Raw genomic sequence first — 26,606 nt, forward strand, 5'->3', positions numbered from 1 at the left:
ATTTTTAAGTATTTTCAGTCATCACTGCCGGGGCGGGGAAAGGCCGGCTTCGCTTGCCAAGGGGCAAAAAACGGCAGGAGGAGAAGTGCGGGTAAGGCAGCGCCAATTGTAAAGAGAAAAAAGAGCGGCCACCCCATGATCTCCGCCGCTTTGCCCGCAGGGGCTGCTAGCACGTCTCGACTAAAGGCAAAAAGGCTAGAGAGCAGGGCATACTGCGTTGCGCTAAATTGAGGGTTGCAGAGGCTCATTAAAAGAGCCGTCAGAGCAGCGATCGCCAGTCCGGCACAGAAGTTATCAATACTAATGGCGGCCACCATCACCGTTGGATTGGCACCGGCATTGGCCAAAACAAAGTAGGAGACATTGCTAGAAGCTTGCAATCCCCCCATGATCCAAAGAGCACGGTGAATACCGATTTGACTGATGGCCGCCCCGCCGGCAAGGGCACCAACAATGGTGGCAATCAGCCCGACACCCCCTTGCACCGCACCAATTTGGGTTTGGCTAAAGCCCTGCTGCAACAGGAAAGGGGTCATCATGTTCCCTGTGAGCGCATCCCCCAAGCGGTAGAGGCAGATAAAGAGCAGAATAATCAGCCCTGTTCCCCAGCCGTAGCGCTGGAAAAAATCAAGGAAGGGGCGAATCACTGCTTGTGCCAATGAAGGAGGAGCCGGGGGATGGACTTCGGGTTCCGGTGCCCAAAGGGTCGTGACCATGCCCACGAGCATCAGCAGCGCCATCAGGACGTAAACCACGGGCCAAGGCAGTTGATCGGCAAGAATCAGGGCTAGGGAACCCGTGACCAAGAGCGCAATGCGATAGCCAAGGACGTAAATACCTGCACCCGCCCCCATTTCAAGGGGTTCTAGGACATCGGCACGATAGGCATCCACCGCAATATCTTGGCTGGCGCTCAAAAAGGCAATGGCGAAGGCATTCACTGCCAATAGCCGTAGGCTCGTACTGGGATCCTGTACCGCCATTAGGGCGATCGCCCCCAAGAGGAGCACCTGAATGAGCAGTAACCAGCCCCGCCGCCGTCCCAAAAAGGGAATCGTATAGCGATCCAGTAAGGGAGACCAGAGAAACTTGAATGAGTAGGGCAACCCCACGAGGCTAAAGAGACCAATAGCGGTCAAGTCAATGCCCTCAACGGTCATCCATGCTTGCAGTGTTCGGCTGGTGAGAAACAGGGGCAACCCTGAGGAAAAGCCCAGCAAGAGCAGTGCTGCCATTTTGCGACTTTGAAACACCCGTAGAGCTGCGCCGATTCCCGCCATTCATGTCGTTCCCCTGCTTGAGACTTGCCCTAGTGTAGAGCAAAAGGGGCAGTCACCTAAAGACTACTGGCTTGACTGATGCGGCTGGGGCGAAAAGCGGGCCGACAGGTATCTAGGGAAACGGGGACGGGTTTGACGTGCCAGATGTCTTTGCAGTACTCGGCAATCGTGCGATCGCTAGAGAATTTGCCCATGCGCGCCACATTGAGAATAGACATCTGTGTCCAGTGGCTCTTCTCGCGGAAGGCTTGGGCAACCCGTTGCTGACAGTCCACATAGGATTGGTAGTCCGCCAACAGCATATAGGGATCTTCGTTGAGCAGGGAACTGACAATCGGTTCAAATAGCCCCGGCTCACGTGGATTGAAGTAGTCGGAAATCAGGCTGTCAATCACTTTCTTGAGCATTGGGTTGCTGTTGTAGTACTCGCAGGGATTGTAGCCCTCAGCTTTCAGGCTCATTACCTCTTGCGCCGTCAGACCAAAGAGGAAGAAGTTCTCTGCCCCCACCTCTTGGCGAATTTCCACATTTGCCCCATCCAGAGTACCAATCGTCAAGGCGCCATTGAGGGCAAATTTCATGTTGCCGGTGCCGGAGGCCTCCTTACCAGCGGTGGAGATCTGCTCTGAAAGATCAGCCGCAGGATAGGTCATTTCCCCAAGGGAAACGGAATAGTTACTGAGGAACACGACCCGCAGACGGCCATTGACATCCCGATCATGGTTGACCATATCCCCCACCGCATTGATCAGCTTGATGATCATCTTGGCCATGAAGTAGCCGGGGGCTGCCTTGCCGCCAAAAATAAATGTGCGCGGCTGAATGTCAATGTTGGGGTTGGCCTTGATTTGTTCGTAGAGGGTAATAATGTGGAGCACCGCCAAGTGCTGCCGCTTGTACTCATGGATCCGCTTCACTTGAATGTCAAACAGGGAATAGGGATCCACCTCAATCTGGTTGTGGCGCCAAATGTACTCCGCTAAGCGTTCTTTGTTGGCTTGCTTGATTTGCTGCCACTTGGCCTGAAAGGCGGGATCCGTGGCGTAGGGTTCTAGGCCGCGCAGGTCTTCAAGGTGGGTAATCCAGCGATCGCTTTTCAGCGTTTCCGTAATCAGGCTGGCCAAGCGGGGATTACTCATCAATAGCCAACGGCGGGGGGTAATGCCATTGGTTTTGTTCTGGAACTTGTTGGGGTACATTTCGTAGAAGTCCCGCATCAGTTCCTGCTTGATCAGTTCCGTGTGCAGTTCGGCGACCCCGTTGACCGTATGGCTGCCAACACAGGCCAAATGCGCCATACGCACTTGCTTGGGATGACCTTCCTCAATGAGGGACATCCGTGCCAACCGGGCAATGTTACCGGGGTAGCGTTGGCGAATCTCGTTGAGAAAGCGGTAGTTAATCTCGTAAATAATTTCAAGGTGGCGCGGCAGTAGTTGCGCAAAAAGTTCCACCGACCAGCGTTCAAGGGCTTCCGCCAGCAGGGTATGGTTGGTGTAAGCAAAAGTGCGCTGGGTAATGTCCCACGCTTTTTCCCACGGGAGTTGGTACTCATCCACCAGCAATCGCATCAGTTCAGCCACACCAATGGCAGGGTGGGTATCGTTAAGCTGAATGGCTACTTTGTCGGGGAAGGCATCAAAGCTGGTGTGCCGCCGCAGGTAAAGGCGAATAATGTCCTGCAACGAACAGGAGACAAAGAAATACTGTTGCCGCAGGCGCAGCTCCTTGCCTTGGGGAGTGTTGTCGTTGGGGTAAAGAACCTTCGAGATATTCTCACTAAAGGTTTTTTCCGAGACCGCTTGGGTGTAGTCGCCGGCGTTGAAGACCTGTAAATTAAAATCCTGAGCAGCGCGGGCACTCCACAGACGGAGCGTATTCACCGTATTTTTGCCATAGCCTGGAATTGGTGTATCGTAGGGGGTGCCCAAGACGGTGGTACTGGGAATCCAGCGCACGCGGTAGTGCCCTTGAACATCGGTGTAGGCTTCGGTGTGGCCGCCAAACTTAACTTCGACATTGTAGTCGGGCCGGGCAATCTCCCAAGGGTTGCCAAAGCGCAGCCAGTTGTCGGGGACTTCGTGCTGCCAGCCATTGGTGATGATTTGCTCGAAAATCCCATACTCGTAGCGAATGCCGTAGCCAACAGCGGGAATTTCGAGGGTGGCTAAGGAGTCGAGGAAACAAGCCGCCAACCGTCCTAGGCCGCCATTTCCTAAGCCTGGTTCAGGTTCGCGATCCATGAGTTCATTGAGATCTAAGCCAAAGTCGGTCATGGCCTGTTTGGTTTGCTCATAGAGGCCGACATTAATCAGGTTATTCAGGAGCAAGCGACCAATGAGAAACTCTGCCGACAGGTAATAGACCACCTTCGCATCCTGCTCAAAATAGGTTTGGGCGGTTTTAATCCGTCGATGCAGCAGGCGATCGCGCACCGTGTAGGCCAGTGCCATGAAGTAATCGTAGGGCGTGGCAAACATGGCATCCTTGCCCTGGATGTAGTGCAGGTTATCAACAAAGGCGCGCTTCAGGGTTTGCACGGTCATCCCTGTGCGATCGCTCTCGATATACAAATCGCAGTGTTCGTCGTTGGCAGTAGGGTTGGTGTGGGAAACTGAATGAACAGGATGACCGTTGGGCGTGGCGGAATTATTCATGCAACCTGTAGCTCTGAAGGAATCGGCAATCACTTAACTTAAGGCTAATACAGATTTGTGAAATGTACATTAGACTACCGCTGCGGGAATTTTAATAATTGATTTATCTGCCTTTACATTTTTTTAATCTTCTCAAAGAGTCTGCCAATCCCTTGGGCAATCCCTAATCAAACCAACCAATTTCCGCATCCCCAAGGGGAGAGGCATTGGGATTGGGGATGGGAACTTCATTAACAAGGGGTTTAAATCCCACATCCTCAAAGCGGTAGGGCTGAGGCGCCGTGAGTTGGCGAATGACTTCTTTGGCCTCTTCAAATTCGGCTTCTAGGGTCTGATGGCGGGTTTGGAGGTTCTGAAGCTCAGTTTCGAGGGCTTGGGCGCGATCGCGCCACGTTTGCACTTCCTGTTGCAGTTGCTCTATCTGGGTGCTGTGAGCGGTTTTCTCAGCTTCTGCCGCTGCTAACGCTGCTTTGAGGGTGGCCAGTTCTTGCTCTAGTTCTGCCTTGGTGGGCTGGTGTCGACTCCGCTTGCTGGGCGCTTGACTTTGTTTGGCTGCCTCTTGCCGCAGTAAATCGCTGAGGTTTTGGTGTTCCATCCAATCCTTAAATTATTTGCAAAACAACAGGCGTGCATTTGTCCCTCTTTTGTTAATACTGATCTTTGCATAAAATTCGCACTGATAGGATATAATCGCTTGGAATTCTTTTGGCTGTGAGAGTGAAATATGCTAACCTCGACCGCAACGCCGCTGACCACAGAGCAGGCACACCTCAAGATTCAGGGGGGCTATCGGTTATCGGGGGAGGTGAGGATTAGCGGAGCCAAGAATTCAGCATTAGTCTTGATGGCGGCGGCACTCTTAGCAGCGGATACAACCATTCTTCGTGCAGTGCCTGACTTAGCGGATATTCGTCGCCTTGGGGAAATTTTACAGGCATTGGGGGTCAAGGTACACCGCCTCGGTAGTGAAGCGATCGCCATTGATGCCACGGAATTAAATACCAATGATCCCCCCTATAGTTTGGTCAGCCAACTGCGGGCGAGTTTCTTTGCCATTGGTCCATTGGTGGCACGGTTGGGGATTGCTCGTGTTCCCTTGCCTGGCGGCTGCGCTATTGGCGCTCGTCCGGTGGAACTGCATGTGCGCGGTCTGCAAGCGATGGGAGCCGAAGTCACGATTGACCACGGTGTTGTTACCGCCAGTGCCCCCAAACTGAAGGGAACCCGCATCTATTTGGACTATCCCAGCGTTGGTGCAACGGAAACCCTGATGATGGCCGCCACCCTTGCCGAGGGGGAAACCACGATTGAAAATGCCGCTCAAGAACCGGAAGTGGTGGATTTGGCCAACTTCTGTATCGCCATGGGGGCAAAAATCTATGGGGCAGGCACCAATTCGATCACCATTGTCGGGGTCGATCGCCTCCACGGCACTGAATACGAAATTATCCCTGATCGCATTGAAGCGGGAACATTTCTCTTGGCGGCTGCCGTCACCCGCTCTGCCATTACATTGGCACCGGTCATTCCCAGTCACCTGACACCTGTGGTTGCCAAACTGGAAGAAATGGGAGCGAGGATTGAATTTCCCGATCCCACCCGTGTCCGCTTTACCCCTGCTCTGCACTACCGTGCCACCGACATTGAAACGCTCCCCTACCCCGGTTTTCCTACGGATATGCAGGCCTTGATGATGACATTGCTGGCCATCAGTGAGGGGAATAGTTTAGTCAGCGAAACGGTGTTTGAAAATCGCTTTGGCCATGTGGCTGAACTGAATCGCATGGGTGCCGATATTCGCGTCAAGGGAAATCACGCCGCCATCCGAGGGGTGCCCCATCTTTCCGGTGCACCGGTAACAGGTACAGATTTACGTGCCACAGCGGCTTTAGTTGTTGCTGGACTGGCTGCCCACGGCGAAACCCACGTCTATGGCTTGCAGCACTTAGATCGGGGCTACTGGCAACTTGAAGCCAAGCTGCGGGGTTTGGGCGCACAGCTAGAGCGCTATATTCCGAATGCAGCCCCTTCTCCAGTTTTTTAGGCTAGACTTGGGGGCAACTGCCATCTCGGTTCCTATCCCCCCTGTCCATTGCGCCATCACATTCGCCAGTACTGCAGCTACGGTGGGCGTCCAATGTTCCCATGCGCTAAGGGGCAAGGCCAATGCCCCCCAATAGGCACCAAAAAGACAGCTTAAGAGAAGACCAGCACTGGGTTGCTGCTTGATAACAATTTCATGGGCTAATTCTAAGTCCCACGGGGCGATCGCCAAGGCATAGCGGATCACCTCTCCTCTCTCTAGAGGTACGGCCAAAGGCTCAGGTGCCCAAGCCGCCGCGAGGTATTCATGGAGTAGGGTCTGAATCTCCTGCAACGCCGCGGGGACTGAGATCAAAGGTTGATCCCATGATGCCAACAACTGCGGCAGCTGAACGGGCCACTCCCCTTGGTTGGGGGTTAACCATTGGTGGGGTAGTGTCTGGGCTAGATAGATATCCTCTTTAGCGATGCCCCACAGAAGTCCAAGGAGGGCACCGCGAAACTGCTCATAGATGCCTCCTCTGACCATCACGCCGACTGCTTTTGACCCACGACAGCATAGAAGGGATCGGTGAATCCCAGCCAAGGCCAGCGACGGGGCAGCTGGGTTTCTACCACCTTGAGGGAGGGAATGCTATCAATGTAGGTTTGCACCAAGCGCACGCGATCGCCCTCGGTACCCTCGCGCCACGCCTGAATCGCCTTCTCAAAAAACATGCGATTCGAGAAGCTGACAATGACCACCCCTTGGGGGTTGAGGATACGGGCAATTTCTGTAAAAGTGGCCTCAGGATACTGGAGGTACTGCACCGACACCGCCATCAAGACGGCATCAAAACTAGCATCCTCTAGGGGCAAGGCCAACTCTTCATTAAGATTCTGAACGAAATAACGATCCAAGCGGGGGTTGCGGGCTAGCTCCGCCGCATTCATCCCATGGCCCACCACTTCCGCAAAGGATAGCTCTGGTGGTAGATGGGATACCCAACTACTCATTAAGTCCAAAACCCGCATTTGTGGCTTTAAGTATTGGCGGTAGAGATCCGTGAGGCGGGCAAGAAAGAAATCATCCACGTGGGTAACAAAGCGCGGTGCCGCGTAAAAGAGATCATCGCTGCGGCTATCCAGTTTCGTGCGCTGGTAGGGATTGAGAATCATCGACCTAGCTGCTGAGCAATCTCCTTTTGAAGATAACGAACAACTTCGCTGATAGGGAGGGTGGATTTGGCACCGCTTGCGCGGATCACGAGTTCCACTTCCCCCTTGGCGATCGCCCGCCCCGTCACTAGGCGATAGGGAATGCCAATGAGATCCGCATCTTTGAATTTCACCCCTGCCCGCTCATCGCGATCGTCGAGGAGCACCTCAATTCCTGCCGCCTGAAGCTGATCGTAGAGGTCAGTGGCCACCTGCATTTGCTGCCCATCCTCGATGTTGGGAACGACAATGATCACTTGATAGGGGGCGATTGCCAGCGGCCAAATAATGCCATGTTGATCGTGGTGCTGCTCCACCGCCGCCTGAGCCAAGCGGGAAACCCCAATGCCATAGCAGCCCATCACCAGCGGCACCTCTTCCCCTTGTTCATTGGTGTAGGTGGCCTTCATTGCCTCAGAGTACTTTGTCCCCAACTGGAAAATATGGCCAATTTCAATGCCACGGGCGGTCTCTAGGTGCTGTGTTGGATCGTGGCAGGCGCGATCGCCGGCTTGGGCTTTGCGAACATCGGCGACAATGGCCGGTAATGGACAGGATTTGCCCCAATTGACACCGACACGGTGCTGTTGATCGCGATTGGCTCCTGTAATAAACCGCTTTAACTCCGTTACGGTGTGATCGGCAATGCGAATCCAGTGGGGAATGATCTGGGGATCGGCTTTAATAACGCCGTCCTCTATGTCAGGGCCAATGTAACCAAAGGGAATGGGGGTGGCTGCCCACTCTTGGGCGGTATTGGCATCCGCCACCCGCAGATCTAGCAATTTCGTTGCCCCGTAGTTGGGCGCAAGGGAAGTGAGGGTGTTGTGCAGCTTGACGCTATTCACCTCTTGATCGCCGCGAATACTCACCAACACCAGACCCACCCGCCCATTATCGAAAACCGTTCGATAGAGGACATTTTTGACAATTTGCGTCGGATGGCACTGCAAGTGCTCAACAAGGGCATCAATGGTTGCTGTATTGGGGGTATCTAGTGTCGCCACCTTTTTGTAGGTTGTGGGCACCGCGTCAGGGGGCAGCGAAACGGCCTTTTCCACATTGGCGGCATATTGGCCGTCAGCCGTATAGAGCACTTCATCTTCGCCAGCGGCAGCCAGCACCATAAACTCATGGGATCCCGATCCGCCAATGGCACCCGAATCCGCCTCCACGGCTCGAAACGTCAGGCCACAGCGCTGAAGAATACGGCTATAGGTGTCGTACATCACCTGATAGGTTTCCTTGAGGCTGGCCACATCGGCATGGAAGGAGTAGCCGTCCTTCATAATGAATTCTCGTCCCCGCATCAGACCAAATCGCGGGCGAATCTCATCGCGGAACTTTGTTTGAATTTGGTACAGGTGAACGGGCAACTGACGATAGGAGCGAATCAAGTCCTTAGCGAGGGTGGTGATGACCTCTTCATGGGTCGGCCCTAGTCCCAACTGCCGCTCAGCGCGATCGGTGAGGGAAAACATGATCCCTTCGGCCTTGGTATAGGTGTCCCAGCGTCCCGACTCTTGCCACAGTTCAGCGGGTTGCAATTGCGGCAGCAAACATTCCAAAGCACCACTGCGGTTCATTTCCTCACGGACAATGGCGCTCACTTTTTGCAGCACTCGCCACATCAAGGGCAGATAGCTATAGATGCCACTGGCAATCCGCCGAATATATCCCGCCCGCAGCAATAATTTGTGGCTGGGAATTTCTGCTTCCGCTGGATCATCGCGAAGCGTGACAAAAAGCATTTGCGAGAGACGCATAGCTGGGCTACCGATACTGCACAGAGCCTCTATTTTACGATGACCAGCGATCGCTAGGGGGTAGCCATTGGTTCGGGATCCGCTGCTGGCGGTTGAACAGGTGTCGGCGTCGGGGCAGCAGTGGCTTCAGGTGTCGGTGCAGGTCTGGCAGGGGTAACCGTGGTTTCAGGGGTGGGAGATGCCTCAGGGGTGGGTGCAGGGGTAGCAGCCTCTGGCGTGGGTGTTGCTGGCGGAGCTGATGTTGGTTCGGTGACTGGTTCAGAAGTCCTTGGTGTTGCTGGCGGAGCTGATTCTGGTTCGGTGACTGGTTCAGAAGTCCTTTCAGGAGTACTGGGGGGGCTTTCCCACCAAGCGGGCGTGGGTGCTGCCTGTTGCCGTTGGCGCACACTGAGTTCATAGTCCCACTGCCAGATGCGATTGAGAGCTTCACGGTAGAGGGCGCGATCGCGACCAATTTGCTCAGCGGTTTGAATGGCTTCCTCTAGTTTGCCTTCCCGTGCCAAGCGAATCGCTCGATCCAGAATCGGACGATCCTCAATTTCTTCCAGTTTTTCCTGCCACTCGTTGCGGTAGTTGGCCACTACAGAAGCAAGCACAGCATTGCTGGGGAAGTATTGCAGAACCCCTAGGGCGGCCTGATACTGTTTCTGTTCTGCGAGGGCGATCGCCGCATGGAGCAAGGGCTGCTCATCAATCGTACGCAGATCCCGCTGCCAAAGGGCAATCAAACCTTGGGCTTGAACCCGTTCCGGCTGACCAAGGGGCACCTGCCGAGCTTGAGCAATGGCCAAGGCATACCCCCAGCGCAGATGAGAATTGGCGAGCCACGATGCCCACTGAAGATGCTGCTGGTTGCGCAACTGCTGCTGCCATGTTTTGAGGTAGGCCTGAGCCGATTCATAGAAGGGATCCGTGGTGGGAATCTGCTGCACGCGGGCGATCGCTTCCCAGTAGCCCAAAACCGTTCCCTTGGCCGCAAGGGCTTTGGCCTGCCCCAAGATGACAATCGGGCGATCGTGGTAGGACACATCGAGAGCGGGGGCAATTTTTTCAATCAGTGCTAGGGCACCCTCGCGATCACCTGCCGTTAAGCGTTCTTCAGCGTACACAAGCACTTCAGGAATCCAACGGCGAATATCCGCTTGGGCTTGGGAATAAACAACCGCCTCGGGGGGAATTTGCAGAGCCAGCATGACCGCCTCGGCCAGTTCATTGGCTGTTAACCAAGCCGCCAAATCCCGTGCCTGCACCAATTGCACCCACGCATCCTGTTCTTGGGAGATACGCACCGAGAGCTTTTGTGCCTGTTCGCGCCAGTAGTCGGTGCCCAACTGGTTCATCAGTTTCACTTGCAGTAATGCCAACCCCCAGTCCTGCTGGCGCAGCGCCGCCTCTGCCGTGGCCAACAAGTTTCCCCCTTCTCCCACATTCGTTGCGGTCAGTAGCTCTTGAGCTTGGGAGTAGCTCGCTGCGGTGGTGGGGATTTTTTTCAGGAGCAGCGTTGCCAGATCAATATTGCCTTGGCTCAACTGTTGGCGAGCAATCACGAGTAGGGCGGCTGACCATTCATCCACACGCCGCTTTGCTTGGGGAAAAAGGGGGTGATCTTCGGGCCACTGACTGACGGTTTCAATGGCTTGAGCCAGAGAGGGTAAGTTGCCGTGGAGGGCGGCTTGATCGGCACAGTAGAGGCGATCGCCATCGCTCATGACGAGGCCGGAGTGACGACAATCGGGCAAGGGGGGTAAAACCAATAGCCAAGCACTGGCGGTCATCAGGGTTACGCCGGAGATTAAAAAGGGGATGAGCCAAGGCCACCCCTCATATGCCATGAGTCGTTGGCGGTAGGTTTGCCAGCAGGAGGGAATAGATTCAACAGCTGTTGTTACCGCAGGGGCGATCGCTAGCTCCGCTGACTTAGGAACCCGCCGGAACCACCGTTGCCAAACCTCTAGTGCTTTCATTTCCTGCTGCGGCTCCTCACCCACTGCCTGCAATTTCCCTAGGATGCTAGGGAGGTCGTTAGAACTTGTTATAGCAAATCAACTTGGCAATTCCCTCCTGAAGTTGCCGTTTCCCACGGCAGGATTATAATTTAAGGATACGAATCGCAATAATCCTTAACATTTCTCCTGATTTTGCAACGCCTGTGACCGCACTCTGGCAACGCTTGATTTTAATTTCCCCCTTTTTCTTTTGGGGAACTGCCATGGTGGCCATGAAAGAGGTGATGCCCCATACCTCGCCGCTGTGGGTTGCCGGTGTGCGCCTTGTGCCCGCAGGCCTGTTGGTTTTAGCGGTGGCGATCGCCCTCGGTAAGCCCCAACCCAATAGCTTACGGGCGTGGGGATGGATTAGTCTTTTTGCCTTTGTGGATGGCTTTTTATTTCAGGGGTTTCTGGCCACTGGCTTAGCAAAAACGGGAGCCGGGCTGGGTTCTGTCATGATTGACTCCCAACCCCTTGCGGTGGCATTGCTGTCCCGCTGGCTATATCAAGAGCGCGTTGGCGGCTGGGGCTGGCTGGGGTTATTTCTTGGCTTAGTGGGCATTAGTGGTATTGGTCTAGGCGATGATCTCTTGACGTTGCTCCATCAACCCAGCGCATGGCAAGGTATTCCTTGGGGACAGTGGTGGCAGCGAGGTGAACTGTGGATGCTGTTGGCTGCTCTCTCAATGGCCGTGGGAACCATTCTCATGCGTCCCTTGGCACGCTATGCGGATCCCGTTGTGGCTACCGGCTGGCACATGGTCTTGGGCGGGTTGCCCCTCTTGCTCTTGCCGAGCCTGAATACCCCAGCACCTTGGGCGGCTCTACAGTGGCCGGATGTCTTTAATTTGGGCTATGCCACCCTCTTCGGTAGTGCCCTGTCCTACGGTGTCTTTTTCTATTTCGCTGCCAAGGGGAATCTGACTAGTCTCAGTGCCCTGACCTTTCTCACCCCAGTATTTGCCCTCACCTTTGGGCATTGGTTCTTAGGGGAAACCCTGAGTCAGGTTCAGTTGGTGGGGGTGGGGCTAACGCTCATGAGCATTTACATCATCAATCAGCGCCAAGTGCTTGGGCGGTGGTGGCAACAACTCCCCTTACCCGCCCGCTTGCGGGAATCGGCAACTTCGGTCAGCGTTAAAGTAGTCGATCAAAAGTAGTCGATTAACCTCAGTCAAATAGGTCAGTTTCCTGCCCAGCGTCCCCACACCCCAGCAAGTCTATGAATGATCCCTTTCACCTGATCCAGTTATCAGATCTGCATCTATTTGCCACAGATGAAGGCAGACTCCTTGGCCTGCCCACGGGTCAATCCCTAGCTGCTGTTTTAGGGGTAATTCACCGTCATGCCCCTGCTGCCCTGCTGTTGACGGGAGACTTGGCACAGGAACCCGTTGCCACCACCTACGACCGGTTGGCCACTGCTTTCAGGGACTTTACCTGTCCCGTATATTGGATTCCCGGTAACCATGATGAACCAAGGGTAATGCTGCCGGCGCTGGAACGTCCGCCGCTGAGGGGCGATCGCCAGATCAATCTTGGGACTTGGCAAGGCCTGCTCCTCAGTTCCCAAGCGGATGGCAAAGTCCATGGTGAATTGCGTCCTGAAACCTTAAGCTGGCTAGAGGCAACCTTGAGTCGCGCGGGCGATCGCCCCACATTCATTGCCCTGCACCATCCCCCCTTTGAGACCGGTGCCCCATGGCTTGATAGTAGCCGCCTACAAAACCCTGAGCACCTTTTTGCTGTGTTGGATCGCCATCCGCAGGTGAAGCTTGTCCTCTTTGGCCATATTCATCAGGAATTTGTCACCGAGCGGCAAGGGGTAATGTATCTCGGCTGCCCCTCCACCTGTATCCAGTTTTTGCCTCGCGCCCCTGAATTTTCCCTTGAACCCATTGGTCCCGGTTTTCGTCATCTGTCGTTATACCCCGATGGCACCTTTAGAACCCACATTGAGCGGGTCGAGATTCCCCTCACATTGGACTTTAGTGCCAAAGGGTACTAAAACCTAGGCGATAGCCACATTTGTAGGCTATACCTATTGAAAAGTGCGTGTAGGTAGGAGTGGTGGGCTATGAACCTCAGTCGGAGCACCGATGAGATTAAACCGGTTCCCGAGATGACCAGTGGTCGAATCCCCTATACCCCCCGCAATCATCGCCGTATTCTCTGCATTTTCCCCCGCTATAGCCGCTCCTTTGGCACCTTTCACCACGCCTACCCCCTCATGGGCACGGTGCGCGCCTTTATGCCACCCCAAGGGATTTTGTTGGTGGCCGCCTATCTTCCAGAATCTTGGGAAGTGCGCCTGATTGATGAAAATGTACGGCCAGCAACCGATGCTGACTATGCTTGGGCTGATATTGTCATTACTAGCGGCATGCACATTCAGCGGCCACAAATTTTAGAAATCAACGACATTGCCCATCGTCACGGTAAACTCACTGCCCTCGGCGGGCCTTCGGTCTCCAGTTGTCCGGAATACTATCCCGATGTGGATATTCTCCACCTAGGGGAACTGGGGGATGCCACCGATAAAATGATTGCTTACTTTGACGAGTACGGCAGCCAGCGCCCGCCCCAACAACTGATCTTTGAAACCACGGCACGGTTACCCTTGAGTGAATTTCCTGTGCCTGCCTACCAGCACGTGCGCATGGAAAATTACTTTCTCGGCAGTGTGCAGTTTTCTAGTGGCTGTCCCTTTCGCTGTGAGTTTTGTGATATTCCCGAACTCTATGGCCGCAATCCGCGCCTGAAAACGCCGCAGCAAATCCTCAAGGAACTGGATACAATGCTGGCTTCTGGGAATCCGGGGGCGGTCTATTTCGTTGACGATAACTTTATTGGCAATCGCCGCGCGGTGACCGAATTACTGCCGCACCTCATTGACTGGCAAAGGGCCAATGGCTACCCGCTGCAATTTGCCTGCGAAGCGACCCTGAACATTGCCCAAAGCCCAAAACTCCTAGAAATGATGCGGGAGGCCTATTTCTGTACCATTTTCTGTGGCATTGAAACCCCGGAACCTGAAGCGCTCCACGCCATCCACAAGGATCAAAATCTAAGTATGCCGATTTTGCAGGCGGTGCAAACCCTCAATCGTTACGGCATGGAAGTGGTTTCTGGGATCATTATTGGCTTTGATACCGATACACCCCAAACGGGCGATCGCATCCTTGAGTTTATTCGCGCCTCCCACATTCCCACTCTGACAATTAACCTGCTACACGCTCTACCGCGTACGCCTCTCTGGCGCCGGCTGGAAGCAGAAGGTCGCCTCAACCATGATGAAAACCGCGAGTCCAATGTTGAGTTCCTCATGCCCTACGAAGAGGTGGTGGAAATGTGGCGCCGCACCATCACAACGGCCTATGAACCCGAATTTCTCTACGAGCGGTTTGCCTATCAAATGGAACACACCTATCCCAACCGCATTGCAGTGCCGAATAGCCCAGCTCGCCTCAGCCGCGAAAATATCCTGCGGGGACTGCGGATCATGAAAAATCTCCTCTGGCACGTGGGGCTTTGGGGCAGCTACCGCAAGACCTTCTGGAAACTGGCAGGGCCGGCCCTGAAAAAAGGCCAAATTGAACAAGTGATCCACGTGGGTGTGGTGGGGCATCATCTGATTAACTTTGCCCAAGAATGTGCCCGTGGGGATGAGGCGGCGTCCTTCTATGCCCAACGGCTACGGCAAAAAAACACAACGGCCACCTCACCCAAATCGGCCATCAAGTTGCCAGTGAAGCTGCGCTAACGCTCCTCGCAGCATTCCCCATCCCTAGGGTGGGCTGCTTTATTTACTGTACAGTCATATAATAGAATCATTAAGCTAAGTTATCTTGATCTGTGTCTCTAGTGTGCGATATCCCCTATGGTTGATCTCCCTTCCCCTGAGTTACTCGTCCACGTTGCCGACTATTTCAAAGTGCTGGCGGAACCGAGTCGGCTGCAAGTGCTCTGTGCCCTGAAACAGGGACGACGCAATGTCTCGGAGATTATTCAGGAAACGGGCTTGGGGCAGGCCAATGTCTCAAAGCACTTGAAAACCCTTGCTCAGGCAGGTCTGGTGCGGCGCCAGCCCCAAGGGGTTACCGTCTATTACGAAATTGCTGACCCGACGATCTTTCCGCTGTGTGATCTGGTGTGTCAGCGGCTGAAGCAGCGGATTGAAGAGCAATCCCAAATGGTCAAGGAATTGGTGCACAATTTCTCCTAGGCGCCATGCCCCAATATGCGAGAATAGTGGCGTACGTGTTACGAGTATGCCCTTTGCGGCTCACCACTAGCATTTAGCAATGACGAAATATGTTTTTGTGACCGGCGGTGTTGTCTCCAGCATTGGTAAGGGAATTGTTGCCGCCAGTCTGGGCCGCCTCTTGAAATCGCGGCAGTATTCCGTGTCAATTCTCAAGCTTGATCCCTACATCAATGTGGATCCAGGCACGATGAGTCCCTTCCAGCACGGGGAAGTGTTTGTCACCGACGATGGTGCCGAAACGGATTTGGACTTGGGGCACTACGAGCGCTTTACGGATACCCCCATGTCCCGCCTCAATAGCGTCACGACGGGATCCATTTACCAAGCGGTGATTAACAAAGAGCGACGCGGCGACTATATGGGGGGAACAGTGCAGGTCATCCCCCACATTACGAATGAGATTAAAGAACGCATTCTGCGGGTGGCGAAGGACAAAAACCCCGATGTGGTGATCATTGAAATTGGGGGAACCGTTGGCGATATTGAGTCGCTGCCCTTTCTAGAGGCCATCCGTCAGTTTCGCACGGAGGTGGGGCGGCACCATGTGCTGTTTATGCATGTAACCTTGGTGCCTTGGATTCCCTCGGCAGGGGAAATGAAAACCAAACCCACCCAGCACTCGGTGAAGGAATTGCGCTCCATTGGGATTCAGCCGGATATTCTGATCTGTCGTTGCGATCGCCCCCTTGTCCCCGGCATTAAAGAAAAGCTCTCCCAATTTTGTGATGTTCCTGTGGAATGTGTCATTCCCTCGCCGGATGCCAAAAGTATTTATGAAGTGCCCCTGCTGCTTGAGCGCGAAGGGTTAGCCACCCAAGTTTTGAGTCTTTTGAACTTGGAGCAACGGCAACCGGATCTCAGTCAGTGGCAGGCTCTGGTGGAGCGGCTCTACCGTTCCCATACCCCCTTAGAGGTGGCGATTGTGGGCAAATATGTCCGCCTCAGTGATGCCTATCTTTCGGTGGTGGAAGCCCTGCGGCACTCGGCGATCGCCCTTGATCAGGAACTGCGTATCCGCTGGGTCAACTCCGAGGAAGTGGTTGAAAACGGGGTGGAAAATGCCCTCAGCAATGTGGCGGCCATCGTTGTGCCGGGGGGCTTTGGCATCCGCGGGGTCGAAGGGAAAATTGCGGCTATTCAGTACGCCCGTGAGCAGGGGATTCCCTTTTTAGGGCTGTGCTTGGGGATGCAGTGTGCCGTCATTGAGTGGGCACGCCATATTGCGGGCTTAGAAAATGCCAACAGTGCTGAGTTTGATGCCAATACCCCCCATCCCGTGATTCACCTGTTGCCCGAACAGCAGGACATTGTAGATTTGGGGGGAACGATGCGCTTGGGCTTGTATGCCTGCCGCCTAGCCCCCAATTCCCTTGCCGAAAAGCTCTATGGGGAGACGGTCATCTACGAGCGGCACCGCCATCGCTACGAGTTTAATAATGCCTATCGCAGCCTTTTTTTGGAAACGGGCTATCAAATTACGGGCACCTCGCCTGATGGCCGCTTAGTAGAAATTATCGAGTATCCGGCTCACCCCTTCTTTATTGCGGTGCAGTTTCACCCCGAGTTTCGTTCCCGTCCCAATGCGCCTCATCCTCTCTTTTACGGTTTGCTGGCAGCAGCAGCCAAGGATTCTAACCGTGAGGATGCCCAGTTAGTCCCAAGCCTCTAGATTTCGCAGCGGTTCCACAAGGATAGTGCTAGCATCTGTTGCCCGTATGGCCACATCGGTCAGGGCACCCACCCGTACGGCCAAGGTTTGACTGAAGGGGGCACGACGCAACAGGGTGACGGTTTGGCCGACCGTCAATCCCACGGCTGCAAGGCGGCGTTGCCAAGCGGGGGTTCCCTCAATGGCAGTGATGCGTGCCGGCGTCCCAAGGGACAGTTCAGACAGCAACACAGGCCGCCTCATGAAACAGATGCAGCAGGGGTTCCCAAGCGCCGCACGTCCTGAAGGGCTTCCTTGGCGGAGGGATAGCGATCGCTAAAGTTAAACTTCACCATTTTATTTAGCACTGCCGCTAGCCGCTCACTGACTGTAACGCACTGTTGCCAATCCACTTCACCCGTGCGGGGGTCTCGGGGAAGGTCGCGGGGTTTAATGCCCGTTAAAGCCTGCAGCACAATCATACCCACAGCGTAAATATCGCTGCTGAGGGTGGGCTGTCCAGAGAGTTGTTCGGGGGGGGCGTAGCCCATTGTGCCAATAATCACGGTGCTCCCTTGGGTTTGCTTCACTTCTTGGGGTTGAATTTGTTTCACCGCTCCAAAGTCAATCAGCACCAGCTTGCGATCGCTGGCACGGCGAATAATATTGTCGGGCTTAATATCGCGGTGAATCACATAGTGACTGTGGACAAAACTCAGCACTTCCAAGATTTCCCGTAGGAGTTGGGTGGCTTCGGCTTCCGTGTGTTTGCGTTTCAGCTCCTCACTTAGGGAAGCACCATCAATAAACTCCTGCACTAGATAGAATTCCTGATTTTCCTCAACATAGGCCAGCAAGAGGGGAATTTGATCGTGGCGTCCTAACTTTTCAAGGATTTCTGCTTCGGTATGAAAGAGCCGTCGCGCCACCTGCATAAAGCGCTCATCGGTGCGTCCCGGTCGCAAATGCTTGACCACACAGAGGGGGTTCCCCGGTCGCTGGGTATCCTGAGCCAAATAGGTGCGGCCAAAGCCCCCTGACCCCAAGACTTTTTGGATTTTGTAGCGACCACTGAGGAGAGAACGGGGTTTGCCGGTAATTTCTGTGGGTTCTCGCAGGGCTGCATTGAGGGCTGCCGTATCCTCGGCCATCAGCGATCGCAACAGCGCCAAGGCTTTTTCCTGTTCCTGTACTTTTTCTTGGAAAGATTTTTGCTCCTGCTGCGCTTGATAACTCACATAGCCAACCATGCCGACACTGCTGAGCACCAGGGCGATCGCCGGCGGCACCACGGGAATCCAGCCACTCCCGATCACAAAAATGCCAAACCCGCCACCAAAAAGGACAATGAGTCCCCCCACTACCGCGCCCCCCAACCACAGCGGTTGCCGCAACCACCAGCCAAGGACACTGCCCACCCCAGCCCACAGCAGAATCCAGCCAAGCACCACCGGCAGCGGCCAATACCAAATGGGACTTTCGCCGTCGAGGGCCGCACTCAGGAATTGACTCACCATCTGGCCATGAACAACCACCCCCGGCATTTGCTGCGTCACGGCATCACTACCGCTATAGGGGGTGAGGAAAATATCCTTGATGCTCGGCGCAGACACCCCAATCAAAACGACGCGATCGCGAATCAGGTCTTCGCTCACTCGTCCAGTCAGTACATCCGTTAGGGAAACCGTTGGCCCCACTGCGGTGCGTGAGCGGTACTTCAGCAGGGTTTGCATGCCGCGATCGTCCACCCCCACATAGCCACCGGCATCGCTGCTGAGGAGGGGAAAATGCACATCATTGAGCGTCAAACCCTTGTCATCGAGTTTGATAGTCTGAGCGGGGTCTTGTTCTAGGTAACGCAGTGCCAGCATCAGGGCAAAGGAAAAGGGCGTTGTACACCGCTGCGCCTTAGGATTGCTGATCACAAATAGATTGCGGCGAATGACACCATCATTATCGAGGGGGATATCGGCAAAGCCCACTCGCTCTGGCACCTGTGCTGCGGGAATACTGGGTGGTGGCGGCACTTCGGGTTGCTCCGCTGTTTCCCCCGTTGATTTGCACACTGGAATAATGCGCGGGTTGATGCGAATCATGTTTTGCAGCTCGTCGTGGGCGGGGGGGTGGGGCAAATCGCGGAAAATATCCAAGCCAATGGCCCGCGGGCTAGCGGCATTGAGGCGGGTGAGGAGATCGGCAACGGTAGCATCCGGCAGGGGCCACGTTTTTTGGGCTTGGATGTCCTGCTCCGTTACCAGCACCGTCAGGATACGCGAATCAGGGTCACGGGCGGGTTGCGATCGCACATAGAAGTCATACAGACTCAGTTCCGACGGCTGAAGCAGTCCCAGTTGGCGCACACCGATCACCACAGCGGCTACTCCCAGTGTGGTGGCAACAACCGGCATCGGCAGCCATTTTGGCCAAGGGTAGGGCACGATTTCAACTCCTCGCGCAATTGTGCAGCGGCGCCCCGAGAGCATCGCTAGACCGATTTTAGCGAACCGCCATCTTCCCTTTCCGCTGCTGCTAGGGGATGAGCAACGGGATAGGGGGTTAACCCGAAGCGGCAAATAGAGGTCACTGTTCTCTTGGTGCTAGATGGCGATCGCTCGCTCCCCAGCGCAATAATGTAACAACATGTAACAAAAGTCAGCGATCGCGCGGGGGAAACTGAACCCTTACAATAGGTTTCAGATGTGCTATTTTGCATCATTGGCACGCCAAACTCAGCCTTCTTGTGCGGGGATAGATATCAATTGGGCATGATTCCTGATAAGTTCAGAAAAACGCCTCTTAGTGGCACGCCTATGGCCTCAATGCCTATGTCCGAACTGCCCTTTTCCCTTGATCAATTGCGCATCCTGAAGGCGATCGCCCTCGAAGGAAGCTTTAAGCGAGCCGCTGACAGCCTTTACGTCTCCCAACCCGCAGTGAGTTTACAGGTGCAAAACCTTGAGCGCCAACTGGATGTTCCCCTATTTGACCGCGGGGGACGCCGTGCCCAACTCACCGAAGCCGGACAACTCCTACTGGCTTACGGCGATCAAATTCTCTCCCTGTGCCATGAAGCCTGCCGTGCCATCGAAGACTTACAAAAATTGCAGGGGGGGACATTGATCATTGGAGCCAGCCAAACCACCGGCACCTACCTGATGCCCCGCATGATTGGCCTGTTTCGCAGCAAATATCCCGAAGTCGCTGTTCAACTGCATGTGCATTCCACCCGCCGCACCTGCTGGAGCTTGGTCAACGGTCAAATTGATCTGGCAATTATTGGTGGTGAAGTTCCCTCAGAACTCAGCGAGCAAATTACCGTCACCCCCTATGCTGAGGATGAACTGGCACTGGTCTTACCCGTGGAGCATCCCTTGGCTAGTGCCGAAACCCTCACCAAAGAAGACTTGTACAAGCTGGGCTTTATTGCTCTCGATGCCCAATCCACCATTCGCAAGGTGATTGATCAGGTACTGCAGCGCGCCAACATTGACCCTCGCCGCCTGAAGGTGGAGATGGAGCTGAATTCCATTGAGGCCATTAAAAACGCCGTGCAGTCGGGCTTGGGGGCTGCCTTTGTCTCCATTTCCGCCATTGAGAAGGAGTTACAACTGGGGAGCCTACGGCGGATGGGTATCGAAAATGTGGTGGTGAAACGCACCCTGTCACTGATTACCAATCCCAATCGCTACCGATCGCGGGCAGCCGAGGTCTTCTGCCGTGAAATTCTCACCCAATTTGCCACCTTTGCCATTGATACAGAACTGACAACGGCCAAGTCCCCCATCTCCGATAGTGAAAAACCCCTTAAGGAACTGCTGACGATCGCCCCCCTTGAGGAAAACAGCACCAATGTCAGTAATTCTTAGGGCGACGCAGTGGCAGCCAACAGGCAGAATAGTCGCGATCAGGAGAGTTTATTATTTCAAAAGATCGGAGTATGATAATAGATCGCGCTGTTCATAACTGATGACCATGGCCCTGCAACACGACATTAAACAAGAAATCATCAACACCTACCAGATCCACGGTACCGATACTGGCTCTGCGGATGTCCAAGTTGCCATCCTCACGGAGCGGATCAAGCAGCTTTCTGAGCATCTCAAGGCGAATAAAAAAGATCACGCCTCTCGCCGAGGACTGCTGAAAATTATTGGCCGTCGCAAGCGGCTACTGGCCTATATCCATCGCCACGATGCCCAGCGCTATCGCCAACTCATTGAACGTCTAGGAATTCGGGGTTAAAGACAATGGCAAAACGGTCGGATCTGCCTTTTGAGCCTAAAAAGAAAAAAGGAGCAACCAAGTCTGCCAAAGCTCCTGCTGCCGCAGCCGTCCGTTCTAATACCCCAAAATCCCCAGCCAAGCCAGCCAAAAAAAGTACAGGTATTCCAGAAATTGTCAGCCAACGCATGGTTACCCGGATGGCAATCTGCTGCGGTACCCCCACGCTTTTGGGATTGATGACGTTTCCCCTGAGCTATTTGGTCGTCCACGAGGGCTGGTTCAAGTTGCCCAATGTGGCAGTGGTTATCGTTAGCTTAGGCCTGTTTGGCCTTGGGGCGCTGGGACTGAGCTATGGCATTCTTTCTGCGTCTTGGGATGAGCACGAGCAGGGAAGTTGGCTCGGCTGGCGAGAGTTTCGCACCAATTTTGGTCGTGTGGTCGAGAGTTGGCAGGCCTATCAGGCTCAGCGATCGCAAAATGCCGAGTGAGCGCACCCCTTGAGACGAGGAGCAGCTTCTGATTAAAAAATCAAAAAAGTATAAAGAATTCTTGATGAATTCCAGTTGCTTTTCTCGATTTATTTACTATACACTCGGGCAGTGAGGGTCGCTTAACCGCCGTTCCCTGAGGGCACTACCCATGACAGCCACTGAACCGTCCCCTGTTGAGACTCCCATAGAGATAGGGAATCTGCAAATCAGCCTACAGTCCTCGAGCTTTCTGCAAAATTTGCTGGGGTTGGTAGCGGAGACGCTAGAAGATGTCGTGGGTCTCGATGATGCCTCTGGGTTTATTGCCCTTGTAGGGCAGCAAATGGGCAATCAAATCAACGCTCTCTACACTCAAGCCCTTGGCGATCGCCCCCTTGATGCCAAGACGGTTGCCCAAATTCTTGTGGATCTCAAAAATCGCATTGAAGGGGGATTTTTCCTGATTGAGCAGGATGAAGAACGTATTATCTTAGGGAATCAGCGTTGCCCCCTTGGCAGTGGCGTGGTGGGTCATCCCTCGTTGTGCATGATGACCTCAAATGTGTTTGGCGTGATTATGGCGCACCATTTGGGCTATGCCAAGGTCTGTATTGAAAAGGCGATCGCCAATGGGGATCAAGGGTGCCACGTGGTGATCTATACCCAACCTACTGCTGCGGCCTCAGCGGCCAAGGGGCGAGAATACTATCGCATTGAGTCAGTCTAAGCCAGTCCAGTCCTTACATTCCGGCGGGGTTAAGATGAGCGACTTTAGACTTGATATTGGCGCATGGATCGATCTGTTGCCAGAGCCAACGCTGGTCATGAATGTCCAAGGCAACATTGTGGCCATTAACCCCAGTGGCCGTGAATTTTTTGGCAGCAGCGTACTTGATCGCAACCTTAGGGAACTGGTCGCCACTCCCCCAGAGAAACTCAATAAATGGCTGCCCCTTTGGCAGCAAGCCACCCAAATGGTACCCGGCAGCCTCCGCAGCCACCAAGGCCAAAAAATCGAAGTGGAAGCCGTGGGTATCCACCGTTGCCAGCCCCCCTTGATTCTCCTGCGCCTGTTTCGCCAGCCCCGTTTTCTGCGACAGTTCATCGTCCAGCGGCAACAGTTTCAGCAGTTGCAACAGCAGATGGCACGGCAAACGGCTTTGATTGTGGAGCTACAGCAGCGGCAAAAACAACTAGAGGCGGAAAATCGCCACCTACAGGGGGTCTCGCAGCAAGATAGCCTGACTAAATTGGCAAATCGCCGTGCCTTTGAAGCCTGTCTGCGGACAGCTTGGCGGGAATCGGCCACCACCCATACCCCCTTTGCCATTGCCCTGCTGGATATTGACCACTTCAAGCGCTATAACGACACCTATGGCCATTTGGCGGGCGATCGCGCCCTGCAACGGGTTGCCCATGCCATTAAGTCCCAAGTGCGGGAAGCTGATCTCGTGGCTCGCTATGGCGGTGAAGAGTTTATTCTCCTGTTGCGCCACACCCACCATGACGTTGCTATTTGCGTTTTAGAGCGGATTTTTAACTACATTCGCAGCCTAGAGATTCCCCATGCCAGTTCACCAGTGCAACCCTACCTCACCGTCAGTGCCGGCATTTGCATCGTGAGCGCCACCCTTAGGGACTGCCCAATGGCGGAGCTGGTAGCGACTGCTGATGCTGCCTTGTACGAGGCCAAACGCTCAGGGCGCGATCGCTATGTGTTACAAACCTATGCTTGGATGAGTGCGCCTGTCTCTTCCAGCCAAGAAATTCAGTCCTACCCCTAGGGAAAGCCCCTGTAGCTGCCCCTGCTAGATATAATGTGGGTGGCCAAAGCACGGCAATCCCCTAGCCAAAACGTGATAGTTGATCGCGGTTGGGACGTTGTGTTGCAGAATGTAAAGCTGAGTTAATTTTTGGAGATCGTGTAGCCCATGTACAATGCGACAAATTCTGGCAGTCGGATGTTTCGCTATGAAGTGGTGGGACTGCGACAAAATGCCGAAACCGATAAAACCGACTATGCCATCCGCAACAGTGGCAGTCAATTTTTCAACGTTCCCTATGACCGCATGAATCAGTTTATGCAGCAGATTACCCGCTGGGGGGGCAAAATTGTGAGCATTCAACCCCTCGATGGTACGGCTGCGCCCTTGGCTGCCACCACGGAACCCGTATCCAATAATGGTGCTGCCCCAGTTAAAGAAAAGAAAGTTGATATTCCCGTCAATATCTATCGTCCCAATAATCCCTGCATTGGTAAGGTCATTTCCAATGAAGAGTTGGTGCGCGAAGGGGGCGAGGGAACCGTCAAGCATATCATCTTTGACATTTCTGGTACTGAGTTGCGCTATCTCGAAGGCCAAAGTATTGGCATTATTCCTGCGGGTACTGACGCCAACGGCAAACCCCACAAGCTGCGCCTCTACTCGATTGCCTCGACCCGCCACGGTGACTTTCAAGATGATAAAACGGTCTCCCTATGTGTGCGGCGTCTAGAGTACAAGGACAAAGAAACCGGCGAAACCATCTATGGCGTTTGCTCCTCCTACCTGAACCAACTGCAACCCGGCGATGAGGTGAAAATCACAGGGCCCGTGGGTAAAGAAATGCTCCTGCCCGATGATCCAGAAGCAACGATCATTATGTTGGCAACAGGAACGGGGATTGCCCCCTTCCGTGCCTTTTTGTGGCGCATGTTCAAAGAAAATAATCCAGACTATCAATTCAAGGGTCTGGCATGGCTCTTCTTTGGCGTTGCCTATACCGCGAATATCCTCTATAAGGATGAGTTAGAAGAACTGCAGGCCAAGTATCCCGATCAGTTCCGCCTCACCTATGCCATTAGTCGTGAGCAGAAAACCCCCGACGGCGGCAAGATGTACATCCAAGGTCGCATTGCTGAGCATGCGGATGAAATCTGGCAACTCCTGCAGAAGAAAAACACCCATGTGTATATTTGTGGTCTGAAGGGGATGGAGCCGGGTATTGATGAAGCAATGGCAGCAGCGGCTGCCAAAAATGGTGCCGACTGGCAAGAGTTCCTCAAGGGCACGCTCAAAAAAGAAGGCCGTTGGCACGTGGAAACCTACTAGGGAGATCAGTTGGGGGGCGATCGCCCCCTTTTTTCCTCAATGCCAAGTGCCCTTTGGATCTGTCAGGATAGAAGTAAGTCGCCTGATGGAGCTGTTCCTGAAAGATCAATGTTTGGCGTACGGTCGCTAAAATGTAACCTATTTAACGCTAAGTCACGAGCATTCTCGTATTCTAATGGTGAGTACCCAGCGATCGCCTATGATTTATCCTCGCTTTCTGCGCAAAGCCTACCGTAAAGAACCCATCTCCGCCTTCCTTCTGCTAATGGGAGGTGTGGATTCAACCATTGGTGGCTTGGGGGGCTACAACGGTCTGCTGCTATTGGGTCTAGGTTTGATGGGCAGCGCGCTGCTCTATCGCCTGCTCCAGCGATCGCCCGAACGTCCTCTCCCTGAGAAAGTGCCCCAGTATGCGCTGCCGCCCCAATCCTCCCAGCCCTTGCCGATGCTGACGATGAGCAAAAAACAGCCCCCCCTGCGCTAAGCCAAAGCCGAGATCATCGTCTGAAATTTCCAGAGGATTTCCTGCCATTCCCGTTCCGGGTGAGAGCCTTTGACAATCCCCGCCCCAGCAAAAAGATGGGCATGGTTGCCCTGAAGGTGGGCAGAGCGAATTCCGACAATGAATTCCCCTTCTCCGCTGGGTGTCACCCAACCAAGGGGAGCAGCATAACCATTGCGATCAAAGGGTTCCAGTTGCCGCAGCCAGTCCTGTGCCCGTGAAGCAGGATACCCCGCCACTGCGGGCGTTGGATGTAAGGCCGCCACCCCTTGGAGAATATGAATGGGTTGCGGCAGCGGAGCCTGAATCAGCGTTTGCAGATGTTGGATATGACTTAACTCAAGGATGTGCGGTTTGGGAGGCACCTCACAGGTCATGCCCAACTGTTGGAGGGTTTGGCAGAGAAATTCAACAATGACCTGATGCTCGTAGCGTTCCTTGGGGCTGTGGTAAAGGCCATTGCGCAGGCTTTGATCCTCCTGTTGGGTTTGCCCGCGGGGACGGGAACCCGCCAAAGCATCGGCACAGAGAACGCCATCGGCAATTTTGACCAAGCGTTCGGGACTCGCCCCCAAAAAGACCTGCTGCCGCTCTTGGCCAACACTAAAGATGTAGCAATTGGCGTACTGCTGACGCAGATTTTGCAACGTTCCCAGCCAGTTGAACCCCTGAGGCTGCTCTAGGGTGAGGGCAGCGGCCAAAACCAATTTTTCGAGGTCTCCCTCCTCAAGGAGCTTGAGAGCCTGCTGGACACTGGTAATAAATTGCCCGTATTGCTCAGTTAGAGGCGGAAGAGCGATCGCCAGCGGCGGTGGGCAGGGGGGCGGATCAGCCAGAATGTGGGTCAGTGCCCGCTGCACTAGTTGCCAGTCTTGCCAGAGGCGATGGGGCGTACTGGTCTCTAAGGCACAACTAAGGGTGAGCCAAACCTGATCCAGACGCTGAATCACCTGCCAGCGGGGTAAGAATCCCCAGTTAGAGCCTAGGTGATCCCAAAAACTAAATTGACAGAACAGGCGCGGTTCGGCTGGAGCGATCGCCCACACGCGGCTGAGGATTTGTTCACTAAAATGCTGGAGTTCCCCAAACCGTTGATGTCCCTGAACACTGCGGGTCGCCACCGCACCACAGGCAGCAACAATCTCTCCCGCTTGCTCAAGGTAAAAATGCTCACTTTCGCCACTGAGCTGCATCAGGCCAGCCAACAGCATCAGGGGATCAACGGTGGGTAAGGAGATGCCTAAACTGAGGAACTGACAATTGGCCTGCTGTGCTGCCTGCATTCCAGCGCTGACCTGAGTATAAAACTCGGACTCAGAGGCCAAATCAAAAGTAAGGGGCAGCGAAACGGGCATAACCAAACAAGGTCAAGATTGCCCTTACATTTTCCCCTTGGCAGGGAACCTTTGGCAAAAAGACTGGAACTTCCCTGTCTGCCTAAGTATGCTGAGGAGTAGGATCACGGTCTATTT

Annotated in this window: 23 protein-coding genes; 13 read left to right on the forward strand and 10 right to left on the reverse strand. The window is 54.2% G+C overall.

What is annotated here, in order from left to right; all coding sequences use genetic code 11:
• Positions 1–14: 14 nt before the first annotated feature.
• The 3 genes from RHJ31_RS10720 to RHJ31_RS10730 all read right to left on the reverse strand — a co-directional run bounded on the left by RHJ31_RS10720 (position 15) and on the right by RHJ31_RS10730 (position 4,532).
• Positions 15–1,280, reverse strand: coding sequence for an AmpG family muropeptide MFS transporter (locus RHJ31_RS10720; RefSeq protein WP_302676570.1), 1,266 nt, complete (start codon positions 1,278–1,280; stop codon positions 15–17).
• Between the two features lie 56 nt (positions 1,281–1,336).
• Positions 1,337–3,937 (reverse strand): glycogen/starch/alpha-glucan phosphorylase, encoded by a 2,601-nt coding sequence (locus tag RHJ31_RS10725; protein ID WP_302676571.1) that lies wholly within the window; start codon positions 3,935–3,937, stop codon positions 1,337–1,339.
• 163 nt (positions 3,938–4,100) lie between these two features.
• Positions 4,101–4,532: a hypothetical protein gene (locus RHJ31_RS10730; protein WP_302676572.1), complete on the reverse strand. Its 432-nt coding sequence runs from the start codon at positions 4,530–4,532 to the stop codon at positions 4,101–4,103.
• Positions 4,533–4,661: 129 nt separating this feature from the next.
• On the opposite strand from RHJ31_RS10730, the gene murA reads away from it, so the two are divergent.
• The gene (murA, locus tag RHJ31_RS10735; protein WP_302676573.1) at positions 4,662–5,981 is read left to right on the forward strand and encodes a UDP-N-acetylglucosamine 1-carboxyvinyltransferase; all 1,320 of its coding nucleotides are present in this window, start codon (positions 4,662–4,664) and stop codon (positions 5,979–5,981) included.
• On the opposite strand, the gene RHJ31_RS10740 is transcribed toward murA, so the two are convergent.
• From RHJ31_RS10740 to RHJ31_RS10755, 4 genes are read right to left on the reverse strand one after another with little or no spacing between them, the layout of a single operon-like run.
• Complete coding sequence (locus RHJ31_RS10740) at positions 5,937–6,512, reverse strand: hypothetical protein (RefSeq protein WP_302676574.1); 576 nt, start codon at positions 6,510–6,512, stop codon at positions 5,937–5,939. The genes murA and RHJ31_RS10740 overlap by 45 nt on opposite strands.
• On the reverse strand, positions 6,509–7,138 hold the full coding sequence (locus tag RHJ31_RS10745) for a methyltransferase domain-containing protein (RefSeq protein WP_302676575.1): 630 nt from the start codon (positions 7,136–7,138) through the stop codon (positions 6,509–6,511). Before RHJ31_RS10745 ends, RHJ31_RS10740 begins: the two co-directional genes overlap by 4 nt.
• On the reverse strand, positions 7,135–8,943 hold the full coding sequence (locus RHJ31_RS10750) for a proline--tRNA ligase (RefSeq protein ID WP_302676576.1): 1,809 nt from the start codon (positions 8,941–8,943) through the stop codon (positions 7,135–7,137). The genes RHJ31_RS10745 and RHJ31_RS10750 overlap by 4 nt, the downstream gene beginning before the upstream one ends.
• A gap of 53 nt (positions 8,944–8,996) precedes the next feature.
• Positions 8,997–10,907, reverse strand: a complete 1,911-nt coding sequence (locus RHJ31_RS10755; protein WP_302676577.1) for a hypothetical protein — start codon at positions 10,905–10,907, stop codon at positions 8,997–8,999.
• A gap of 245 nt (positions 10,908–11,152) precedes the next feature.
• Here RHJ31_RS10755 and RHJ31_RS10760 point away from each other — a divergent pair, with 245 nt between their 5' ends.
• From RHJ31_RS10760 to RHJ31_RS10780, 5 genes are all read left to right on the forward strand, one after another.
• A complete protein-coding gene (locus tag RHJ31_RS10760; protein WP_399375709.1) occupies positions 11,153–12,091 on the forward strand; it encodes a DMT family transporter in 939 nt (312 codons plus the stop codon).
• Between the two features lie 62 nt (positions 12,092–12,153).
• Positions 12,154–12,939, forward strand: coding sequence for a 3',5'-cyclic-AMP phosphodiesterase (cpdA, locus tag RHJ31_RS10765; RefSeq protein ID WP_302676579.1), 786 nt, complete (start codon positions 12,154–12,156; stop codon positions 12,937–12,939).
• Positions 12,940–13,008: 69 nt separating this feature from the next.
• Positions 13,009–14,694, forward strand: a complete 1,686-nt coding sequence (locus RHJ31_RS10770; RefSeq protein WP_302676580.1) for a B12-binding domain-containing radical SAM protein — start codon at positions 13,009–13,011, stop codon at positions 14,692–14,694.
• Positions 14,695–14,811: 117 nt separating this feature from the next.
• Positions 14,812–15,156, forward strand: a complete 345-nt coding sequence (locus RHJ31_RS10775) for a helix-turn-helix transcriptional regulator (protein WP_206201360.1) — start codon at positions 14,812–14,814, stop codon at positions 15,154–15,156.
• A gap of 79 nt (positions 15,157–15,235) precedes the next feature.
• Positions 15,236–16,867: a CTP synthase gene (locus RHJ31_RS10780; RefSeq protein WP_302676581.1), complete on the forward strand. Its 1,632-nt coding sequence runs from the start codon at positions 15,236–15,238 to the stop codon at positions 16,865–16,867.
• Here RHJ31_RS10780 and RHJ31_RS10785 read toward each other — a convergent pair.
• A complete protein-coding gene (locus RHJ31_RS10785; protein ID WP_310445869.1) occupies positions 16,850–17,098 on the reverse strand; it encodes a FeoA family protein in 249 nt (82 codons plus the stop codon). The genes RHJ31_RS10780 and RHJ31_RS10785 overlap by 18 nt on opposite strands.
• Before the next feature lie 8 nt (positions 17,099–17,106).
• Complete coding sequence (locus RHJ31_RS10790; protein WP_302676583.1) at positions 17,107–19,284, reverse strand: CHASE2 domain-containing serine/threonine-protein kinase; 2,178 nt, start codon at positions 19,282–19,284, stop codon at positions 17,107–17,109.
• Positions 19,285–19,671: 387 nt separating this feature from the next.
• Between RHJ31_RS10790 and RHJ31_RS10795 the strand changes: the two genes are divergently transcribed.
• The 7 genes from RHJ31_RS10795 to RHJ31_RS10825 all read left to right on the forward strand — a co-directional run bounded on the left by RHJ31_RS10795 (position 19,672) and on the right by RHJ31_RS10825 (position 25,116).
• Entirely contained in the window at positions 19,672–20,712 is a 1,041-nt protein-coding gene (locus tag RHJ31_RS10795) for a LysR family transcriptional regulator (protein WP_302676584.1), read from the forward strand.
• A gap of 106 nt (positions 20,713–20,818) precedes the next feature.
• Positions 20,819–21,088, forward strand: coding sequence for a 30S ribosomal protein S15 (gene rpsO / locus RHJ31_RS10800; RefSeq protein ID WP_206201355.1), 270 nt, complete (start codon positions 20,819–20,821; stop codon positions 21,086–21,088).
• 5 nt (positions 21,089–21,093) lie between these two features.
• Positions 21,094–21,558, forward strand: coding sequence for a PAM68 family protein (locus RHJ31_RS10805; RefSeq protein ID WP_206201354.1), 465 nt, complete (start codon positions 21,094–21,096; stop codon positions 21,556–21,558).
• Between the two features lie 151 nt (positions 21,559–21,709).
• A complete protein-coding gene (locus RHJ31_RS10810; protein WP_302676585.1) occupies positions 21,710–22,267 on the forward strand; it encodes a methanogen output domain 1-containing protein in 558 nt (185 codons plus the stop codon).
• A 34-nt stretch (positions 22,268–22,301) separates the two neighbouring features.
• Entirely contained in the window at positions 22,302–23,324 is a 1,023-nt protein-coding gene (locus RHJ31_RS10815) for a sensor domain-containing diguanylate cyclase (protein ID WP_302676586.1), read from the forward strand.
• A 147-nt stretch (positions 23,325–23,471) separates the two neighbouring features.
• Positions 23,472–24,632 carry a ferredoxin--NADP reductase gene (gene petH, locus RHJ31_RS10820; protein ID WP_302676587.1) on the forward strand — a complete coding sequence of 387 codons (1,161 nt, stop codon included), beginning with the start codon at positions 23,472–23,474 and terminating at the stop codon, positions 24,630–24,632.
• A gap of 175 nt (positions 24,633–24,807) precedes the next feature.
• Entirely contained in the window at positions 24,808–25,116 is a 309-nt protein-coding gene (locus RHJ31_RS10825; protein ID WP_226971987.1) for a hypothetical protein, read from the forward strand.
• Here the strand turns inward: RHJ31_RS10825 and RHJ31_RS10830 are convergent.
• Entirely contained in the window at positions 25,113–26,489 is a 1,377-nt protein-coding gene (locus tag RHJ31_RS10830; RefSeq protein ID WP_302676588.1) for an isochorismate synthase MenF, read from the reverse strand. The two genes, RHJ31_RS10825 and RHJ31_RS10830, sit on opposite strands and share 4 nt — an antisense overlap.
• Positions 26,490–26,606 lie beyond the last annotated feature (117 nt).

The sequence above is a fragment of the Thermosynechococcus sp. JY1331 genome (assembly GCF_031583475.1).
Lineage (GTDB): Bacteria > Cyanobacteriota > Cyanobacteriia > Thermosynechococcales > Thermosynechococcaceae > Thermosynechococcus.

What these genes read in the sequence shown, in the direction of transcription:
- RHJ31_RS10720 (WP_302676570.1), bottom strand. Translation starts at nt 1,280, where the DNA reads ATGGCGGGAATCGGCGCAGCTCTACGGGTGTTTCAAAGTCGCAAAATG.
- RHJ31_RS10725 (WP_302676571.1), bottom strand. Translation starts at nt 3,937, where the DNA reads ATGAATAATTCCGCCACGCCCAACGGTCATCCTGTTCATTCAGTTTCC.
- RHJ31_RS10730 (WP_302676572.1), bottom strand. Translation starts at nt 4,532, where the DNA reads ATGGAACACCAAAACCTCAGCGATTTACTGCGGCAAGAGGCAGCCAAA.
- murA (WP_302676573.1), top strand. Translation starts at nt 4,662, where the DNA reads ATGCTAACCTCGACCGCAACGCCGCTGACCACAGAGCAGGCACACCTC.
- RHJ31_RS10745 (WP_302676575.1), bottom strand. Translation starts at nt 7,138, where the DNA reads ATGATTCTCAATCCCTACCAGCGCACGAAACTGGATAGCCGCAGCGAT.
- RHJ31_RS10750 (WP_302676576.1), bottom strand. Translation starts at nt 8,943, where the DNA reads ATGCGTCTCTCGCAAATGCTTTTTGTCACGCTTCGCGATGATCCAGCG.
- RHJ31_RS10755 (WP_302676577.1), bottom strand. Translation starts at nt 10,907, where the DNA reads ATGAAAGCACTAGAGGTTTGGCAACGGTGGTTCCGGCGGGTTCCTAAG.
- RHJ31_RS10760 (WP_399375709.1), top strand. Translation starts at nt 11,153, where the DNA reads ATGGTGGCCATGAAAGAGGTGATGCCCCATACCTCGCCGCTGTGGGTT.
- cpdA (WP_302676579.1), top strand. Translation starts at nt 12,154, where the DNA reads ATGAATGATCCCTTTCACCTGATCCAGTTATCAGATCTGCATCTATTT.
- RHJ31_RS10770 (WP_302676580.1), top strand. Translation starts at nt 13,009, where the DNA reads ATGAACCTCAGTCGGAGCACCGATGAGATTAAACCGGTTCCCGAGATG.
- RHJ31_RS10775 (WP_206201360.1), top strand. Translation starts at nt 14,812, where the DNA reads ATGGTTGATCTCCCTTCCCCTGAGTTACTCGTCCACGTTGCCGACTAT.
- RHJ31_RS10780 (WP_302676581.1), top strand. Translation starts at nt 15,236, where the DNA reads ATGACGAAATATGTTTTTGTGACCGGCGGTGTTGTCTCCAGCATTGGT.
- RHJ31_RS10795 (WP_302676584.1), top strand. Translation starts at nt 19,672, where the DNA reads ATGTCCGAACTGCCCTTTTCCCTTGATCAATTGCGCATCCTGAAGGCG.
- rpsO (WP_206201355.1), top strand. Translation starts at nt 20,819, where the DNA reads ATGGCCCTGCAACACGACATTAAACAAGAAATCATCAACACCTACCAG.
- RHJ31_RS10805 (WP_206201354.1), top strand. Translation starts at nt 21,094, where the DNA reads ATGGCAAAACGGTCGGATCTGCCTTTTGAGCCTAAAAAGAAAAAAGGA.
- RHJ31_RS10810 (WP_302676585.1), top strand. Translation starts at nt 21,710, where the DNA reads ATGACAGCCACTGAACCGTCCCCTGTTGAGACTCCCATAGAGATAGGG.
- RHJ31_RS10815 (WP_302676586.1), top strand. Translation starts at nt 22,302, where the DNA reads ATGAGCGACTTTAGACTTGATATTGGCGCATGGATCGATCTGTTGCCA.
- petH (WP_302676587.1), top strand. Translation starts at nt 23,472, where the DNA reads ATGTACAATGCGACAAATTCTGGCAGTCGGATGTTTCGCTATGAAGTG.
- RHJ31_RS10825 (WP_226971987.1), top strand. Translation starts at nt 24,808, where the DNA reads ATGGTGAGTACCCAGCGATCGCCTATGATTTATCCTCGCTTTCTGCGC.
- RHJ31_RS10830 (WP_302676588.1), bottom strand. Translation starts at nt 26,489, where the DNA reads ATGCCCGTTTCGCTGCCCCTTACTTTTGATTTGGCCTCTGAGTCCGAG.